Here is a 15,921-nt window from a genome sequence, read left to right as displayed (position 1 = left end):
CCTCCCGGCCGCGCGGGAGGCCGTGAACGGCCCGGACACGGGTCGGGGGCGGCCCGTACGGGCCGCCCCCGGGGGTCATCCGCTGTACTCCCAGTGCCAGGGCTCGAAGGGGCTGGACTTCGCCCAGGCGGGATGGTGCCAGCCGAAGTCGGCCCCGTTGGTCTCCATCCAGTTCCAGCGCTCGGACCTGAAGTTCTGGATCCCGCAGCCCAGGTCGATCGCCTGCCCCAGGCCGTGGTTGCTCGTGCCGGGGACGGCGGCGAAGCCGGGCGGCTCCTGCGCGTAGACGCGGTGCTGGTTGGGCAGGTCGCGGTAGGCGCTGGTGATGCAGATGTTCTCGCCGAACTCCGCCACGTACCTCATGTTGAGTTCGAGGAAGTCGACCGCGGCGTCGGCGCGCAGCTGCTTGTCGTCGTACAGGTCGCACAGGGCGTCGGACGGCAGCAGGCCGTTGGGCGAGCCGTTCGCCCTCGACGCCGCGGAGGGGTCGCAGTCCGCGGCGGCCATGTAGGCGTCCGGGTCGATGCCCCGGTCCTCCAGCTCCTGGACGAGCTCGTTCATGCTCGTCTCGGACTGCTCGCGCAGCTCCTCGACCTCCGCCGCGAGCTCCACCTGTTCCAGCTGGGTGGTGGTCTGGAGCTCCTGCGCCTGGCTCGCCAGCCCGACCTGCTCCTCGCGGAGGTCGGTGGCGTCCTGGATGAGCGCCTGGTTGTTCTCCGAGATCTTCGCCGCGTAGGACTGCGTCTGGAGGTCGTCGTCGAGCGTGCCCGACGTCAGCATGGTGAGCAGGCCGCCGTCGGGCTGCTGGTACAGGGTGCTGGCGAGGGTCGCCAGGGGCTCGCGCATCTCGCCGAGTTCGAGCTCGGTCTGCTGGAGCTCGTGGAGCGTGGAGACCAGCTCCTCCTGGGCGGCCTCCAACTCCTCCTGGCGCTCGACGTGGCGGTCGGTGGCCTCCTCCAGCTCCTGCGAGGACGCCTCCGCCCGCTCGCGGAACTCGTCCAGGTCGGCCGCGGCCGGCGACAGCGCGGCGGGGTGGACGGGGACGACGAGCAGGGCGGTGACCAGCACGAGCGTCAGCGCCTGGACGCAACGGACACGCTGGAACGCCGCGAACGCGGTGAGCGCCCCGCCGCCATCCGGTACGCGGGACCTGCGCCGCGCCGGATCAGAAGTGAACGGCACGAATGATCCTCCGGCTGCTTTTCCTCGAACACCTACCCGTGACCGCAAGGAACGTACTACATGTCCACATGCGGACACACGGAACCGTTGCGCCGGAGGAAGCGGACGCGGTGCGGGCTCGCGCCCGTCTCGCCGCCGTCTTCCCCGGCCGTCGGTGAAGTACCTGGTCATCACTGTGCGGGCCTCACTCCGACCCGCCCTTCAGGGCGATCGGCGCACATATCCGGCCATGACGCACCACGCGTCATGAACAACGTCACAACGCGCCAGGACAACCAATCGTAGGTCAGCGTACTCCGCCATGCACGCAGAGTCCCCCAGTCACACCCCGGGAACACGGTCCGACACCCCATTCACCTCTATCCTGGGTTAGGCTTGGCCCTGTGACGGGGCAACGCATACCTCCGTCAGACCCATGGCTCCATAGCTCAGGGGATAGAGCACCGCTCTCCTAAAGCGGGTGTCGCAGGTTCGAATCCTGCTGGGGCCGCACGGTGTGAACCGGGGCTTCTCCTTCGGGAGGGGCCCCGTTCCGCTTCCGGGGCCCGCTCCGGGTCGCGATCCGCCCGGCCCGCGGACCCCTGTCGGCCGTCGCGCAGCGGCGGCTTCCGCCCGTCCGGCGGACACGGCGGCGACGCGGGGGTGCGAGAATCGTCGCCACCCCCCAGACCCCCGAAGGACGACCGACATGGACCCCTCACCGCCGAGGACCGCGGCCAGGTGGCGCGCGTTCCTGAACGAACACAGTCGCGAGTTCCTCGACTCCGCCCGCCTGCGCACCGCGGCGGCCGAGGACGGGGACGAGCGGGCGGTGAGCGCCTCCCGGCGCGAGAACCGCCGGCTCGGGTACGAGCCGGCCGCCGAGGAGGCCGTCCTCGCCGCGGAGGAGCGCCTGGGCGTGTCGCTGCCGCCGTCCTACCGGAACTTCCTCCTGGTCAGCAACGGCTGGAGCTCCCTGGCCCACACCTTCGACCTGCTCCCGGTGGAGAGAATCGGCTGGTTCCCCGAGGAGGACCCCCAGCTCTACTCCTGGTGGTCGGAACCGCACATGGACCACTTCGCCGACCGGCTCCGCGTACTGGAGCGCTGCCTGCTGATCTCCGACGACGACGGGGGCAGCGGCGGCATGTGGCTGCTGCACGCGGACGGCGTCGGCGTGGGCGGCGAGTGGAGGGCCTACACGTGGTGGCCCGGCGACGGGGCGGACCCCGAGCCGAGCGAGGACTTCGCGACGCTCGTGGTCGAGGCGCACCGGATCGCCGTCGGCTCCTGACCGGGGGCCGGCCTCGGGCCGCGATGCCCGCCCGCGTGTACGCCGGCGGCCGGAGGGTCGATGGAAAGCGCTCTCCCCACTGTCTGGGGCGTCTTCCCCGCGTGGACGCCGCCGCGCGGCGGCGGTGCGGCGGCTGTGCGGCGCAAGGCCCGTCCGGCGCCCCGGAGGACGCCGGACGGTGGTGGGGGCCGGACCGGCGTGCGTGCACGGGTCCGCGGCCTCAGGGGCCGGTGCGCGCGTCCGTCGGAGAGCCGGGATCCGGCGGTGCGGCGCGCCCGGGGCCCCCTCCTATCGCGTCACCGGGGTGCCGCCGAAGGTGACGACGAGGGTGCCGTCGTCGTCGAAGGACCAGTCCAGGGCCCCGTCGTAGGACGAGCACCGGGGGCCGTCGGAGCCGGACCAGAACTGGTTCGAGCCGTCGGAGTCGCCGATGATCCGGTCGTTGGAGCCGCTGTCGCACGAGGTGTTGCCGCGGAACACCGAGGAGCCGCCGTCGAAGTTGAAGTTGCGCTCCTCGCTGCCGATGGAGATGTTGTCCGACACCGTCATCGAGCCGACGTTGCGGTTGTACGTGAACCCGTGCTTGCCGTTGTCGTAGGCGATGTTGCCCCGGATGACGTGGTCCACCCCGATGTTCTCGCCCCCGAGCTTGAAGCCGTTGCGGTCGCCGTCGCCCGCCTGGGAGCCGTCGCTGAGGGTGCCGTTCCCGTAGGCGAGGGAGTCCTCGACGGTCACGGCGCCGATGGGGCCGGTGTCGGACTTGGTGTAGAGGTCCCAGCCGTCGTCGATGTTGTTGTGGGCCACGGTGTCCCGGAAGACGTTCCCGGGGCCCGAGGTGAGCTTGGCCGCGAAGCCGTCGGCGTCCTCGCCGTCGGAGTCCACGTTGTCGTGGGACACCGTGCTCAGGACCAGGTTGTTCGCGGGCCACTCGCTCTCGGGGGTGTCGGAGGTCCGGCGGGAGATCTGGAGCCCCGTGTCGCGGTTGGAGCGCGTCACCGTGCGCTCGACGACGTTGTCGCTCCCGCTGATGAAGATGCCGTTGTCGCCGGCGTTCTGGACGACGATCCCGCGGATGTGCCAGTGGGAGCCCTCCAGGGCGAGCCCGCGGTTGGCCGGGTCCTCGCTCTGGGCGGAGAAGTCCAGGACGGGGCTCTCGCCGGGGGCGGCGAAGAGCTCGGTGGGGGCGCCGGAGGAGCCGCCGGAGCCCTCCGGGAGGGTGACCGTGTCGGGGAGGTCGTAGACGCCGCCCTGCAGGTAGATCGTCCCGCCCGCGCTGATGCGGTCGATCGCGGAGGTCAGGGTGGTCGGGTCCGACTCCGTGCCGCCCGCGCCGTCGCCGCCGTCCGGCGACGCGTACAGCACGGTGTCCGCCAGGGGGGCCGGCTCCGCCTGCGCCGCGCCGGCGGAGGTGACGCCGAGCGCCGCCGCCAGCAGGCCGGCGCACGCGATGAGGGGTCTGGTTCGCATTCTTCTTCTCCGACTTCGTCCGAGGGTCCGAGGGGGGTTGGAACCGTCCCGCCGCGGCGTCCGGGCCGCCCCCGGGGGAGCCGGGGCCCGTGTCCACCGCGCGGGTCGCGCCTGCCCCGGCCGCCGCCGTGGCGCCGGTCGAGGCCTTCCCTTCTTCTGGAAAGCGCTTTCAGCACAGAAGGTAGAACGCCGCCCACGGGGTGTCAACGGTCTGGCCGTCATGCGGATTTCATGCTATGGAAACATGCCCGCCACGCAGCGGCCCCCGGCTCGTCCCCTCCGGGGGCGCCCGTCCCGGCGGAGGGCGGCCCCCGGGAGAAGGTCGCGCTCCTGCCCCCGTGTCGGCATGACAATTCGCCCCCGCCGATCGATGATGGACCGGTCGGAGCAGACGTCACAGCAGGTCGGGGGGTATTCGGATGACAGACGGGGACCACGCCCCCGACGAGGGGCCGGACGGGGACGAGGAGACCGGCCCGCGCTCCCGGCAGCGGGGCGGATCCGCCTCGGCCATCGCCAACGCGCTCCACCGCACGCCGCACCCCGGCCCGCAGCACTGGGGCGGCCCCAGGCCCCGGAAGGCGGATCCGGACCCCTTCTTCACGACCAGGCTGGGACCGCCGCCCAAGCGCCGCCGCGGCTGACCCGCCCGCCCGGCGCCGCGCGCGGACGCGGAACGGGAACGGCGCCGCCGCGGCCCATCCGCCGGACCTCCGCCCGGGCGTGCCGCCGGGGCGGCGCCCTCAGAGGAACGGGCGCCAGGGGGCGAGCACGGCCTCGCTGAACTTGGCCGCGAACGGCCGGCTCCGCCACTCCTCGGCGGTCAGCTCCCGGCAGTTGGTGAGGTCCTTGGCGAAGACGTCCTCCAGGTGCGCCGCCACGTGCTCGTCGAAGATCTCCACGTTGATCTCGTAGTTCCCGGTCAGGCTCAGCCGGTCGACGTTGGCCGTGCCGACCGTCGACCAGCGGCCGTCCACCGTCGCCGTCTTGGCGTGCACCATGGCGTCCTGGTACAGCCACAGCCGCACCCCGCCGCCCAGGAGCGCCGAGTACTGCCCGCGGGCCAGCCAGTCGGCGATGATGTGGTTGGAGTTCTCCGGGACGAGGATGTTGACGTCGACCCCGCGCTCGGCGGCGTCGATCAGCGCCCGCTGGAGCTCGCGGTCGGGGATGAAGTAGGCCTGGGTGAACAGCACCCGGTCCTTGGCCCGGTCGATGGCCTCCAGGAACATGGCCCGGATGGGGTAGATGAGCTGTTCGGGAACGTTGCGGTGCACACGGAACCGCGGGTTCCACTCCGCCTCCCCCAGCCCCTCCAGCTCCGGGTGCCCGCCCCGGCGGTTCATGTTCCAGAAGTCCGCGAACGCGTTCTCCAGCTCCCACACCGCCGGGCCGGACACCCGGAGGTGGGTGTCGCGCCACTCGGTGGCGTACAGCGACCCGACGTTGTAGCCGCCGACGAACCCCACCTCCCCGTCCACGGTGAGGATCTTGCGGTGGTCGCGGCCGGACTTGCGGACGTTCATGAGGAGCACGCCCGGCCGGAACGCCGGGTAGCGCAGGACCTTCACGCTGTCGGGGAAGCGGTAGAACGACCGGGGGACCACGAGGTTGGCGAAGCCGTCGTAGACGACGTACACCTCGACGCCCCGTTGGGCCGCCTCGATGAGCGCCTGCTTGAACTGGTGGCCGACCCGGTCGTCCTTGATGATGTAGGACTCGAACAGGACCCGGCGGCGGGCGCCCCGGATCGCCGCGAGCATGTCCTCGAACACGTCCTCGCCGTAGGTGTACACGGTGGCGGCGGTGTCGCCGACCGGCAGCTCCGCGGGGGCGGTCCGGGGGAAGTTCGCGCGGTGCGGCCGCACCTTCCTGCGCCAGTGGTTGATCCCCATGAGGGTCGCGGCGACCGCGACCTGGGTGGTCACCAGCCCCACGAGTCCCCACTTGACCACGGATCTGAGCGTGGAACGTCTGGAGCCTGGCAAAGTCGCCTCCCGAACAGGCCGGCCGCCGCGCCGGGGGCCCGACCCCGGAGGCCGTCGCATCCGGCACAAGGTGGACCCCAACCGTAACCCGGCGCGCAGCCCGCCTCCCCACACGGTCGGCACGTGTCCCCCGTCACATCGGCGTCACGCCCGCTCGCGGAGGCGGAGCGCGACGAGTTCGGTGGTGGGGCTCTCCTTCCGGCCCCGGACCAGTCGCCGCTCCAGCGGGTAGAGGGCGGCGCCCGCGAGCCAGCCGGTCGGCGCGGTCACCGTGGCGGCGCGCAGGACCCCGCCCCAGGCCTTGCGCCACGGCAGGGCGGCGTCGACCTGGGCGTTCATCAGGACGAGCATCGGGACGCGGCGCACGATGTCGAACCCCGCCTTGTCCGCGGTCCCGGCGATCCACGCGAGGGTGCGGTTGACCTGGTGCTCACCGCGCTGCTCCGGCCGCCGGAGGCAGTTCTCGGAGATGACGAGCAGGCCGCCGGGGCGCAGGACCCGCGCGAACTCGCGGACCGCGGCCGTGTAGCGCTCGTCGTCGGTGATGTGGAAGAGCATGTCCATGCAGGAGACCGCGTCGAAGGAGCCGTCCTCGAAGGCGTCCAGCTCCGAGGCGTCCTGGCGGACGAACCGGTGCTCGGGGAACCTCTCGCGCAGGCGTTCCACGGCCGCTTCGGTCATGTCGGAGCCGGTGACCGCGGACGCGCCCAGCCGGTCCCACAGCCGCACGTAGAAGCCGGTGCCGCTGCCGACGTCGAGGACGTCGGCCCCGCGCGGCCGCAGGCCCGCGACCTCGCGCAGGAACACCTCCTCGCGCACCCGGTACATCCACGTGTTGAAGGGCCGTCCGAGGGCCCGGTACCCGACGCCGCTCTCGGTCCAGTCGCCTTCGAGCCGGCGTTCCCAGAAGTCGCGGAGTTCGCTGTGCGTAGCCATGCCACCACTGTCACACCGGGCACCCGGGCTTGTCCCGCCGCAGCGCCGGTGAGGCCCCGGAACCGCCGCGACGCCGTCCGTGCGGGGCGGGCCCGCACCCCCCGGGAGAGGCTCCCGGACGCCCTCCGCCCCCCGGAGGGCGCACCGTGCCCCGGGGCCGGGACGCGGTCCGGGCGGCATGTCGTCCCGGACTGCTAGAACAGGTGCCGAAACCCCGGACCGGTCCCTGGAGCAGACGATGCCGAACAGCACCCACCTCACCGAGTACGCCGACCTCCCCGTGGTCGAGTTCCCCGCGACGGAGGCGAAGCAGCCGGACCCCGGCGAACTGGCCGCGGCGCTCGCCGACCCGGGTTCGGTGGCGTGGCGGCTGCGGGCCGACCCGTACGAGGCGGCGGAGAACTTCACCGCGTACTTCGCCCGCTTCCTGGAGAGCGTGGACACGGCCCGGGTGGGGGCGCTCGTGATCGGGACCTGGGGGGACGGCCCCGAATCGCCGTCGACGGTCCCGCGCGACCTGCTCATCGCCCACGCGGAGGCCTTCCCGTCGCTCCGGGCGCTGTTCTTCGGGGACATCGTCTACGAGGAGAACGAGATCTCCTGGATCGAGCAGAGCGACCTCTCCCCCCTGGCCGGGGCCTTCCCCGCGCTGGAGGAGCTGGCCGTGCGCGGGACCGGCGAGACCTCCGTGGGCGGCGGCAGGCTCGACCTCCACCTCCCCGAGCACACCGGCCTGCGGACCCTCACGGTCCAGAGCGGCGGCCTGCCCGGGCGGCTGTGCCGGGGGATCGCCTCCTCCGGCCTGCCCGCCCTGGAGAACCTGGAGCTGTGGCTGGGGGTGGACACGTACGGGTGCGACACCACGCCGCAGGACCTGGCGCCCGTCCTCTCCGGCGGGGCCTTCCCCTCCCTGCGCTACCTGGGCCTGCGCAACGCCGAGGGGATCGACGACTGGATCGCCGTCCTGGCGGAGGCGCCCGTGACCGCCTCCCTGGACGTCCTCGACCTCTCCCTGGGCACCCTCACCGACACCGGCGCCGAGGCCCTGATCGGCGCCGCCGAAGCCTTCCGGCGCCTGCGGAGGCTCGACCTGCACCACCACTACGTGTCCGAGGGGGCGGCCGAACGCCTCCGCGCCGCGCTCCCCGGCGTGGAGGTCGACCTGTCCGACGCCCGGAGCCCGCATGCCCACGACGGGGAGTTCCACTACTACACGGCGGTCTCCGAGTGAGCGGAGGCGCCGTCGGCGGTGTCGCACCAGGCTGTTAGACATAGGGGCGTCCGCAACCCCAGGCAGGAGAAACCATTGCCGAACCGCAGCCACCTGACGGAGTTCGCCGGCCTCCCCGTGGTCGAGTTCACGGGGTGGGACGCCCTCAGGGACGACTTCGGGCTCGCCCTGTACTGGGCCCGCAACCGCCGCGAGCCGCACACCGAGCACCCGAAGAACTACGACCGGCTCTTCGAGGCCGTCGCCGACCCGGGTTCGGCGGCCTGGCGGCTGCGGATGGAGACCCCCTCCTACGGCACGGGCTCCAACGGCCCGATCGAGACCCTGGGCCAGTACCTCGGCCGGTTCGCGGAGATCGTCGCGCCCGCGGAGGTGACCGCCCTGATCGTCGGGTACATGGGGGGCGATTTCGAGGCGATGCCCTCGGACGAGGTCCGCGACCGGCTGCTCGACATCGCGCCGAAGCTGACCGCGCTGCGGTCCCTGTTCTTCGGTGAGGTCCGCCAGCAGGAGAACGAGATCTCCTGGATCGAGCACGGCGACCTCGCCCCGCTCCTCGCCGCGTTCCCGGACCTGGCCGAGTTCACCGTCCGCGGCGGCAGCGCCGGACTGGGGCTGGCGCTCGGGGAGCACCGCGCGCTGCGCAGCCTCACCGTGCAGAGCGGGGCGCTCCGGCCCGAGGTCGTGCGGGACGTGTGCGCGTCCCCGCTGCCCGGCCTGGAGCGCCTGGAGCTGTGGCCGGGCTCCAAGGAGTACGGCGGTGAGAGCACCCCGGAGGACCTGGCCCCCGTCCTCTCCGGCGCGGCCTTCCCGCGACTGCGCCACCTGGGACTGCGCAACGCCGAGGAACTGGACGACTGGATCCCCGCGCTGGCCGGCGCGCCCGTGCTCTCCTCGCTGGACACGCTCGACCTCTCCCTGGGCACCCTCACCGACGAGGGCGCCCGGGCGCTCCTCGGGGCGCCGGCCTTCCGCGGCCTGAAGCGGTTGGACCTGCACCACCACTACATGTCCGAGGAGACGGCCGCACGCGTCCGCGCGGAGTTCGCCGGGGCCGGGGTGGAGGTCGACGTGTCCGACCGCCGGGAGCCCGACGTCGACGAGTACGGCGGAGAGACGCGCGTCCACCGCTACTCGGCGGTCTCCGAATGACCCGGGAGCGCCCCCTGGTCGTGGTGGGGGTCCCCGGCAACCGCCGCCTGGACCTGTTCCTCGCGGCGGCCCGGTCCTCGGGCCTGGCCCCGCCCGCGGTCGTGCCGTGGCGGGAGCTGGCCGCCGGGCCGGTCCGCCTGCCCGACGACGGACTGGTCCGGGTGGACTCCCCCGGCGGCGACGTGGAGACCGAGCGCCTGCTGCGCGGCTGGGACCGCGCCCCGGACCCGTACCGCGCCGAGGGCACCGCCGACCACCACGCCGGGTTCCGGGCCGCCCTGGACCGGCTCTCGGAGGCGGTGGCCGCCGCCCCGGGCGCACGCCTGCTCCAGGACCCGCAGGACCTGGTGGACATGTGCGACAAGCGGCGCTGCCACACCCGCCTGGCCCGCGCGGGGGTCCCGGTCGCCCCCGCGCTGCCCGGCCCGGTCACGGGCTACGCGTCGCTGCGCGCCGCGATGGCCGACCACGGCTGGACACGGGTGTTCGTCAAGCCCGCGCACGGCTCCTCCGCCTCCGGGGTGGTCGCGCTGGCCGTCGCGTCCGACAGCCGGATCCGGGCGGTGACCACCGCCGACCTCGTACGCGGCGGGGACGGGTCCGTGCGCCTCTTCAACAGCCTGCGCCCGCGCACCTACACGTCGGAGGCCAACATCGCGGCGGTCGTGGACGCCCTGGCCCCCGAGGGGCTGCACGTCGAGCGGTGGGTGCCCAAGGCCGGTTTCGACGGCCGCGTCCTCGACCTCCGGGTGGTGGTGGTCGCGGGCCGGGCCACCCACGTCGTGGCGCGCACGTCGTCCTCCCCCATGACCAACCTGCACCTGGGCAACGCCCGGGGCGACGTCGACGCCCTGCGGGAGTCGGTCGGCCCCCGCGCCTGGGCCGAGGCGACGGCCACCGCCGAGGCCGCCGCCGCGTGCTTCCCCCGCACCCTGCACGCGGGGGTGGACCTGATGCCCTCGCCCGGCTGGCGGCGGTTCACGGTCTGCGAGGTCAACGCCTTCGGCGACCTCCTCCCCGGGGTGCTGCACGAGGGCCGCGACACCTACGCGGAGCAGCTGCACGCCCTGGCCGCCGGCCGCTTCCCGACCGGCGCGCCCGCCCCTCCCGTCCCCGCCCCCTGAGGGACCGCCCCCGAAGAGCCGGACCCGGGCGCCGGGCCTCCGCGCACACCTCCTCCCGAAGAAGAACGATGAGCACCGAACCCGACATGAACGCCGTGGTGGGCACGCACGACATCCTGCTGCTCACCCTGGACACGCTGCGCTTCGACGTGGCCGACGAACTCGCGCGGGCGGGCCGCACCCCCCACCTCGCCCGTCTGCTGCCGGACGGGGGGTGGGAGCGCAGGCACGCCCCGGGGAGCTTCACGTACGCCTCCCACCTGGCGATGCTCGCCGGGTTCCTGCCCACCCCGGCCGCGCCCGGCCCCCATCCGCGCCTGTTCGCCGCCGCCTTCCCGGGAAGCGTGTCCACCGCGCCGCACACCTGGACCTTCGACACCCCCGACCTGGCCTCCGGCCTCGCCGGAGCGGGGTACCACACGGCCTGCGTCGGAGGGACGGGGTTCTTCAACCGGCGGTCGGCGGTGGGGTCGGTGATCCCGGACATGTTCGCCGAGAGCCACTGGGAGGAGTCGTTCGGCGTGGCCGACCCCCGCTCCTTCGAGAACCAGGTGGCGCGGGCCGTGCGGATCGCCGACGGGCGCCCGGCCGACCAGCCCCTCTTCCTGCTGCTCAACGCGTCCGCGCTGCACCAGCCCAACTGGTTCCACCTGCCGGGGGCCTCCCCCGGGGACGGCGACACCCCGGAGAGCCACGCGGCCGCCCTGGAGTATGTCGACCGGCACCTGCCGCCCCTCCTCGCCGCGATGTCCGCCCGCCGCCCGTGCTTCGCGATCGTGTGCTCCGACCACGGCACCGCCTACGGCGAGGACGGGTACACCGGCCACCGGATCGGCCACGAGACCGTGTGGACGGTCCCCTACACCCACGCGTTCCTGCCCCGGGGGCGCACCGCACCCGTCCACGCCGAGGAGGCGACCCCGTGACCGTCACCCCCGTACCGCGCCCGGAACCCGTGCGCGAGGACTCCCCGTACCGGTCGTACGTGTACGCCTATCCGCACAAGAGCGCCTACCGGCCCTTCGCGGACCGCCCGCCGCTGGCCGACCTGTGGCGTGACGAGGACGTGAGCGCGCTGTCCCTGTACGCGCACATCCCGTTCTGCGAGATGCGCTGCGGGTTCTGCAACCTGTTCACGCGGTCCACGCCCCCGGCCGAGCAGGTCACCGCGTACCTGGACGCGATGGAGCGCCAGGCCGGGGAGGTGGCCGCGGCACTGCCCCCGGGCTTCCGGTTCGCGCGCGCCGCCCTGGGCGGGGGGACGCCCACCTACCTGACCGCGGACGAACTCGTCCGGGTCTACGACCTCACCGAACGCGCGTTCGGGGTGGACCTCTCCCGGACACCGGTCTCGGTGGAGACCTCCCCCGCCACGGCCACGCCCGACCGGCTGGACGTGCTCCAGGCGCGCGGCCTGACCCGGATCAGCATGGGCGTGCAGAGCTTCCTCGACTCCGAGGCCCACGCCGCGGGGCGTCCGCAAAAACGCGCCGAGGTGGACCGGGCCCTGGCGGCCGTTCGCGGGCACACCTCCGCCGACCTCAACCTCGACCTCATCTACGGGATCGACCGGCAGGACGCCCGCACGTGGGCGTACTCCCTGGACACGGCGCTGGAATGGGCCCCGGAGGAGGTCTACCTCTACCCCCTGTACGTGCGGCCGCTCACCGGTCTGGGCCGCCGCGCCCGGGACTGGGACGACCACCGGCTGGGCCTGTACCGGCAGGGCCGCGACCACCTGCTGGAGCGCGGCTACGAGCAGGTGTCCATGCGCATGTTCCGGCGCGCGGACGCGCCCGCCGCCGGCGCGGACGTGCCGGACCACTGCTGCCAGACCGACGGCATGGTCGGGCTCGGGTGCGGGGCGCGGTCGTACACGGCGTCCGCCCACTACTCGTTCGACTACGCGGTGGGGGTGGGCCACGTGCGGTCGATCATCGCGGACTACGTGGGACGCGGCGCGGGGGACTTCGCGCACGCGGAGGTGGGGTTCCTGCTGGACGACGGGGAGCGCCGGCGCCGCCACCTCGTCCAGTCGCTGCTGCGGGCCGAGGGCATGGACGCCGCCGCCTACGCGGAGCGGTTCGGGGGCCGCCCCGAGGAGGACTTCCCGGAGCTGTTCGCCGCGCTCGGCGCGCGCGGCTGGCTGGAGCCGGACGGCGGCCCGGACACGGTGCGGCTGAGCCCGGAGGGCCTCGCGCACTCCGACGCCGTAGGGCCGATGGCCTTCTCCGCCCGGGTGTCGGCGCTGATGGCCGAGTACGAGGCCCGGTGAGCGCCGTGGAACCCGCCGCGGACCACGGGGCTCCCCCCGCCCGCGTCTCCGCCCCGGCCGGGTACCCCGCCGGGGCCGGGGCGGAGGGTCCCCCCGCTTCGGCCGCGCCCTCGCGGGTGACCCCGCTCCCCTGGCCGGGGATCCACGGGGCCCTCTCCCCCGCGCCCCGCTCCCCGGGCGCCCCCGACCGGGCGCGCCCCGCGCCGGCGCTCCCCCCGCACCTCACCCTCCTCTACCGGGGGCCGCTGGCCAGCTGCGACTACGACTGCCCGTACTGCCCCTTCGCCAAGCGGCGCGACGACCCCGGGACCCTGCGCGCGGACCGGGCCGCCCTGGAGCGGTTCGCCGACTGGGTGGCCGACCGCCCCGCCGAGAACCCGGGGACCCGGGTCTCGGTGCTGTTCACCCCCTGGGGCGAGGGGCTGGTGCGCTCCTGGTACCGGACCGCGATCGTCCGGCTCAGCCGCCTGCCCCACGTGGAGCGGGTGGCGATCCAGACCAACCTGAGCGGCCGCCTGGGCTGGCTGGCCGACTGCGACCTGTCGTCCACCGCGCTGTGGACCACCTACCACCCCGGCCAGGTGTCCCACGAGCGCTTCCTCGCCAAGGCCCGGGAGCTGGCCGCCGCGGGGGTGCGGTTCAGCGTCGGCGTGGTCGGCGAGCCGGACCACCTGGAGGCGGCCCGGAGGATGCGGGCCGACCTGCCCGGTGACGTGTACCTGTGGGTCAACGCCGCCGAGGGCCGGACCTACACCGACGGGGAGGCCGCGGAGTGGCAGGCCCTGGACCCGCACTTCCACTACAGCCGGCATCCCCACCCGAGCCTCGGACGGCCCTGCCGCACGGGTGACAGTGTGCTGTCCGTGGACGCCGACGGCGGGGTGCGCCGCTGCCACTTCGTGGACACCCCGATGGGCAACCTCTACGACGGGTCGTTCGCCCGGGACCCCGGACCGTCCCCCTGCCCGCTGACCAGCTGCGACTGCCACATCGGCTACGTGCACCTGGAGACCCTCGACCTCTACGACGTCTTCCGGGGCGGCGTCGTGGAACGCGTCCCGGCGGTCCTCCCGGCCGCGTCCCCGGGGGCCGCTGCGGCGGCGCCGCCCACGCCGGGGCCGGGCCGCGCCACTTCAAACCGCCACCGGAGACAGACATAATGCGACACATGGTCTTTCCCCGGGTCATCGCGACCGACCTCGACGGCACTCTCCTGGGCTCCGGAGGACTCGTCTCCGCCCGCAACCGACAAGCGCTGGCGGCGGCCGCCGACGCGGGGGCGAGGGTGGTCGTCTCCACGGCCCGCCCGCCCCGGGAGACGTGGCACATCTCCTCCCAGTTCACCTGTGCCGCCGTCCTCTGCGGCAACGGCGCGCTCGCCCACCTCCCCGGCGAGGAGCCCCTCGTACGCGCCCTGTCCCCGGAGACGGCGGGCACCGTGGTCGAGAAGCTGCGCGGCGCGCTGCCCGACCTCGGCTTCGGCGTGGAGACGGGTACCGGCTTCTTCCACGAGCCCGACTACCTGCTCGAACCGTGGGCGCACCGCGACTGGGTGAGCGGGGTCCTGGACTCCGCCGAGGAGCTCCTGGAGCGCACCTCCCCGATCGCCAAGCTGCTGGTGCGCTCCGGCGGGACCCCGGTCCACCTCCTGCACGAGGCGGCCGTGGAGACGGTCGGCTCGCTGGTGGAGGTCACCTACTCGGGCGGGCACGGCCTGCTGGAGCTGAGTGCTTCCGGGGTGAACAAGGGCACCACCCTGGCGCTGGTCTGCGAGCGGTGGGGGGTGGCCGCGGAGGAGGTCGCGGCCTTCGGCGACATGCCCAACGACCTGGCCGCGCTGTCCTGGGCCGGCATGGGCTACGCGATGGCCGACGGGCACCCGGACCTGCTCGATCCCGCCCTGGGCCTGGGCGTCGCCCCGGCGAGTACCGAGGACGGGGTGGCCAGGGTGGTGGAGCGGCTGCTCTCCGGGCGCTGAAAACCACTGGCGGGGCGCCCGTCCCCTCCGGTGTCATGGGTGCGCACAACCGACGCCAGGAGGAGCACCGTGCCGCACCCCGCCCAGATCGTCTCGTCCCTCGCCGACCCCGACCGGCTCGCGCTCTACGCCCGCGTGGTCGCGGCGGGCGCCGGCGGCGCCGCCGCGGAGGACCTCCGCGCGGGCGGTTCCGGGGCCGTACGGCACCTGCGCCGGCTGGCGGACGCCGGCCTCGTGAGGGAGGAGGGCGGGCGCGTGGTGTGCGTGCCCGGGGTGTTCGCGGCCGCCCTGGAGGAGAACGCCCCCGCCGGGCGCGACCCCGTGGACGCGCTGTTCCACCGGGGGCGGCTGACCGCCCTGCCCGTCCGGCGCGAGCTGCGGCGAGGGGTCTTCGCGCGGATCGCGGGGCGGCTCTTCGCGCCCGGGATGGTCTACACCGAGAAACAGGTGAACACGGCGATCCGCACCTGCTTCGACGACCCGTCCTCGATGCGCAGGTACCTGGTGGAGGAGGGGTACCTGACGCGCGAGGCCGACGGGAGCGCGTACCGGGTCGCGGCGGCCTGAGCCGCCGCGACCCCGCCGCGGGGCCTCAGGAGCCGTCGCCGTCCACGCGCTCGTGGTAGGTGCGCCGGGTGCGCTCGGTGTGCTCGCTCATCAGCCTGAGGGCCTGGTCGGCGTCGCCCGCCTCGATGACGTCGACGAGGCCGGCGTGCTCGTCCCAGGAGGCGGCGCCGCGGATGCGGGCGACCGGGGCGTAGTACCAGCGGACCCGCCGGTCCACCTGGGCGGCCAGTTCGGCGAGCACCCGGTTGCCCGAGGCCTCGGTGACGGTGCGGTGGAAGTCGGCGTTGGCCTGGACCACCGCGTCGGTGTCGGCGAGCTCGGTCGCCGCGCGCCCGGCGGCGACCAGGTCGCGCAGGTGGCCGACCTGTTCGGGCGAGGCGTTGGCGGCGGCCAGGCGGGCCGACTCGGTCTCCAGCAGCGCGCGGACCGCCAGGAGCTGGTCGGCCTCGCTCTCGGTGGGCGTGTGCACGAACGCCCCGTAGCCGGGGCGCAGGTCCACCCACCCCTCGTTGCTGAGCCGCTGCATCGCCTCGCGGACGGGCTGGCGCGAGACGCCCAGGGTCTGGGCCAGCTCCGTCTCGACCAGGTGGTGGCCGGGTGAGAGCGCCCGGGTGGTGATCAGGTCCAGGATGGCCTCGTACACGGCTTCGCGCAGCGGTACGGGACGCTGGATCCGTCCTGCGACGGTGTTCAACCCCTGCGAGGCCATAGGGAATCTCCGGAATCCTGGTGCGCGGTCTTTGTAGAC

At 73.9% G+C, this 15,921-nt stretch carries 15 protein-coding genes and 1 tRNA gene; 11 read left to right on the top strand and 5 right to left on the bottom strand.

The window, feature by feature from the left end; all coding sequences use genetic code 11:
* Positions 1–75: 75 nt before the first annotated feature.
* Positions 76–1,182: a D-alanyl-D-alanine carboxypeptidase family protein gene (locus ACQPYD_RS03500; RefSeq protein WP_433699748.1), complete on the bottom strand. Its 1,107-nt coding sequence runs from the start codon at positions 1,180–1,182 to the stop codon at positions 76–78.
* Positions 1,183–1,599: 417 nt separating this feature from the next.
* On the opposite strand from ACQPYD_RS03500, the gene ACQPYD_RS03495 reads away from it, so the two are divergent.
* Together ACQPYD_RS03495 and ACQPYD_RS03490 are read left to right on the top strand one after the other, a co-directional pair.
* A tRNA-Arg gene (locus ACQPYD_RS03495) sits at positions 1,600–1,672 on the top strand.
* A gap of 198 nt (positions 1,673–1,870) precedes the next feature.
* Positions 1,871–2,455, top strand: a complete 585-nt coding sequence (locus tag ACQPYD_RS03490) for an SMI1/KNR4 family protein (RefSeq protein WP_433699747.1) — start codon at positions 1,871–1,873, stop codon at positions 2,453–2,455.
* Between the two features lie 288 nt (positions 2,456–2,743).
* Here ACQPYD_RS03490 and ACQPYD_RS03485 read toward each other — a convergent pair whose 3' ends face one another.
* Positions 2,744–3,922 (bottom strand): right-handed parallel beta-helix repeat-containing protein, encoded by a 1,179-nt coding sequence (locus ACQPYD_RS03485; RefSeq protein WP_433699746.1) that lies wholly within the window; start codon positions 3,920–3,922, stop codon positions 2,744–2,746.
* Positions 3,923–4,341: 419 nt separating this feature from the next.
* On the opposite strand from ACQPYD_RS03485, the gene ACQPYD_RS03480 reads away from it, so the two are divergent.
* On the top strand, positions 4,342–4,566 hold the full coding sequence (locus tag ACQPYD_RS03480; RefSeq protein WP_433699745.1) for a calcium-binding protein: 225 nt from the start codon (positions 4,342–4,344) through the stop codon (positions 4,564–4,566).
* Positions 4,567–4,665: 99 nt separating this feature from the next.
* On the opposite strand, the gene ACQPYD_RS03475 is transcribed toward ACQPYD_RS03480, so the two are convergent.
* Positions 4,666–5,817: a phospholipase D-like domain-containing protein gene (locus tag ACQPYD_RS03475; protein WP_433701937.1), complete on the bottom strand. Its 1,152-nt coding sequence runs from the start codon at positions 5,815–5,817 to the stop codon at positions 4,666–4,668.
* A 237-nt stretch (positions 5,818–6,054) separates the two neighbouring features.
* Entirely contained in the window at positions 6,055–6,846 is a 792-nt protein-coding gene (locus ACQPYD_RS03470) for a class I SAM-dependent methyltransferase (RefSeq protein ID WP_267948018.1), read from the bottom strand.
* A gap of 238 nt (positions 6,847–7,084) precedes the next feature.
* Between ACQPYD_RS03470 and ACQPYD_RS03465 the strand changes: the two genes are divergently transcribed.
* The 8 genes from ACQPYD_RS03465 (at position 7,085) to ACQPYD_RS03430 (ending at position 15,173) form a co-directional block, all read left to right on the top strand.
* On the top strand, positions 7,085–8,077 hold the full coding sequence (locus tag ACQPYD_RS03465) for an STM4015 family protein (protein WP_433699744.1): 993 nt from the start codon (positions 7,085–7,087) through the stop codon (positions 8,075–8,077).
* A gap of 75 nt (positions 8,078–8,152) precedes the next feature.
* On the top strand, positions 8,153–9,229 hold the full coding sequence (locus ACQPYD_RS03460; protein ID WP_433699743.1) for an STM4015 family protein: 1,077 nt from the start codon (positions 8,153–8,155) through the stop codon (positions 9,227–9,229).
* A complete protein-coding gene (locus ACQPYD_RS03455; RefSeq protein ID WP_433699742.1) occupies positions 9,226–10,353 on the top strand; it encodes an STM4014 family protein in 1,128 nt (375 codons plus the stop codon). Before ACQPYD_RS03460 ends, ACQPYD_RS03455 begins: the two co-directional genes overlap by 4 nt.
* A 68-nt stretch (positions 10,354–10,421) precedes the next feature.
* Positions 10,422–11,279 carry an STM4013/SEN3800 family hydrolase gene (locus ACQPYD_RS03450; protein WP_433699741.1) on the top strand — a complete coding sequence of 286 codons (858 nt, stop codon included), beginning with the start codon at positions 10,422–10,424 and terminating at the stop codon, positions 11,277–11,279.
* A complete protein-coding gene (locus ACQPYD_RS03445; protein WP_433699740.1) occupies positions 11,276–12,628 on the top strand; it encodes an STM4012 family radical SAM protein in 1,353 nt (450 codons plus the stop codon). The genes ACQPYD_RS03450 and ACQPYD_RS03445 overlap by 4 nt, the downstream gene beginning before the upstream one ends.
* A 140-nt stretch (positions 12,629–12,768) precedes the next feature.
* On the top strand, positions 12,769–13,788 hold the full coding sequence (locus tag ACQPYD_RS03440) for an STM4011 family radical SAM protein (protein ID WP_433701936.1): 1,020 nt from the start codon (positions 12,769–12,771) through the stop codon (positions 13,786–13,788).
* Positions 13,788–14,606 carry an HAD family hydrolase gene (locus ACQPYD_RS03435; RefSeq protein WP_433699739.1) on the top strand — a complete coding sequence of 273 codons (819 nt, stop codon included), beginning with the start codon at positions 13,788–13,790 and terminating at the stop codon, positions 14,604–14,606. The genes ACQPYD_RS03440 and ACQPYD_RS03435 overlap by 1 nt, the downstream gene beginning before the upstream one ends.
* 69 nt (positions 14,607–14,675) lie before the next feature.
* Positions 14,676–15,173 carry a DUF2087 domain-containing protein gene (locus ACQPYD_RS03430; RefSeq protein ID WP_433701935.1) on the top strand — a complete coding sequence of 166 codons (498 nt, stop codon included), beginning with the start codon at positions 14,676–14,678 and terminating at the stop codon, positions 15,171–15,173.
* A gap of 25 nt (positions 15,174–15,198) precedes the next feature.
* Here the strand turns inward: ACQPYD_RS03430 and ACQPYD_RS03425 are convergent, their stop codons facing one another.
* Positions 15,199–15,882 carry a GntR family transcriptional regulator gene (locus ACQPYD_RS03425; protein ID WP_433699738.1) on the bottom strand — a complete coding sequence of 228 codons (684 nt, stop codon included), beginning with the start codon at positions 15,880–15,882 and terminating at the stop codon, positions 15,199–15,201.
* Positions 15,883–15,921: the final 39 nt, after the last annotated feature.

The sequence above is a fragment of the Nocardiopsis sp. CA-288880 genome (assembly GCF_050955985.1).
Lineage (GTDB): Bacteria > Actinomycetota > Actinomycetes > Streptosporangiales > Streptosporangiaceae > Nocardiopsis > Nocardiopsis tropica.
The sequence above is the reverse complement of the archived record's forward strand: the minus strand, read 5'-3'. Positions and strand labels throughout refer to the sequence as shown.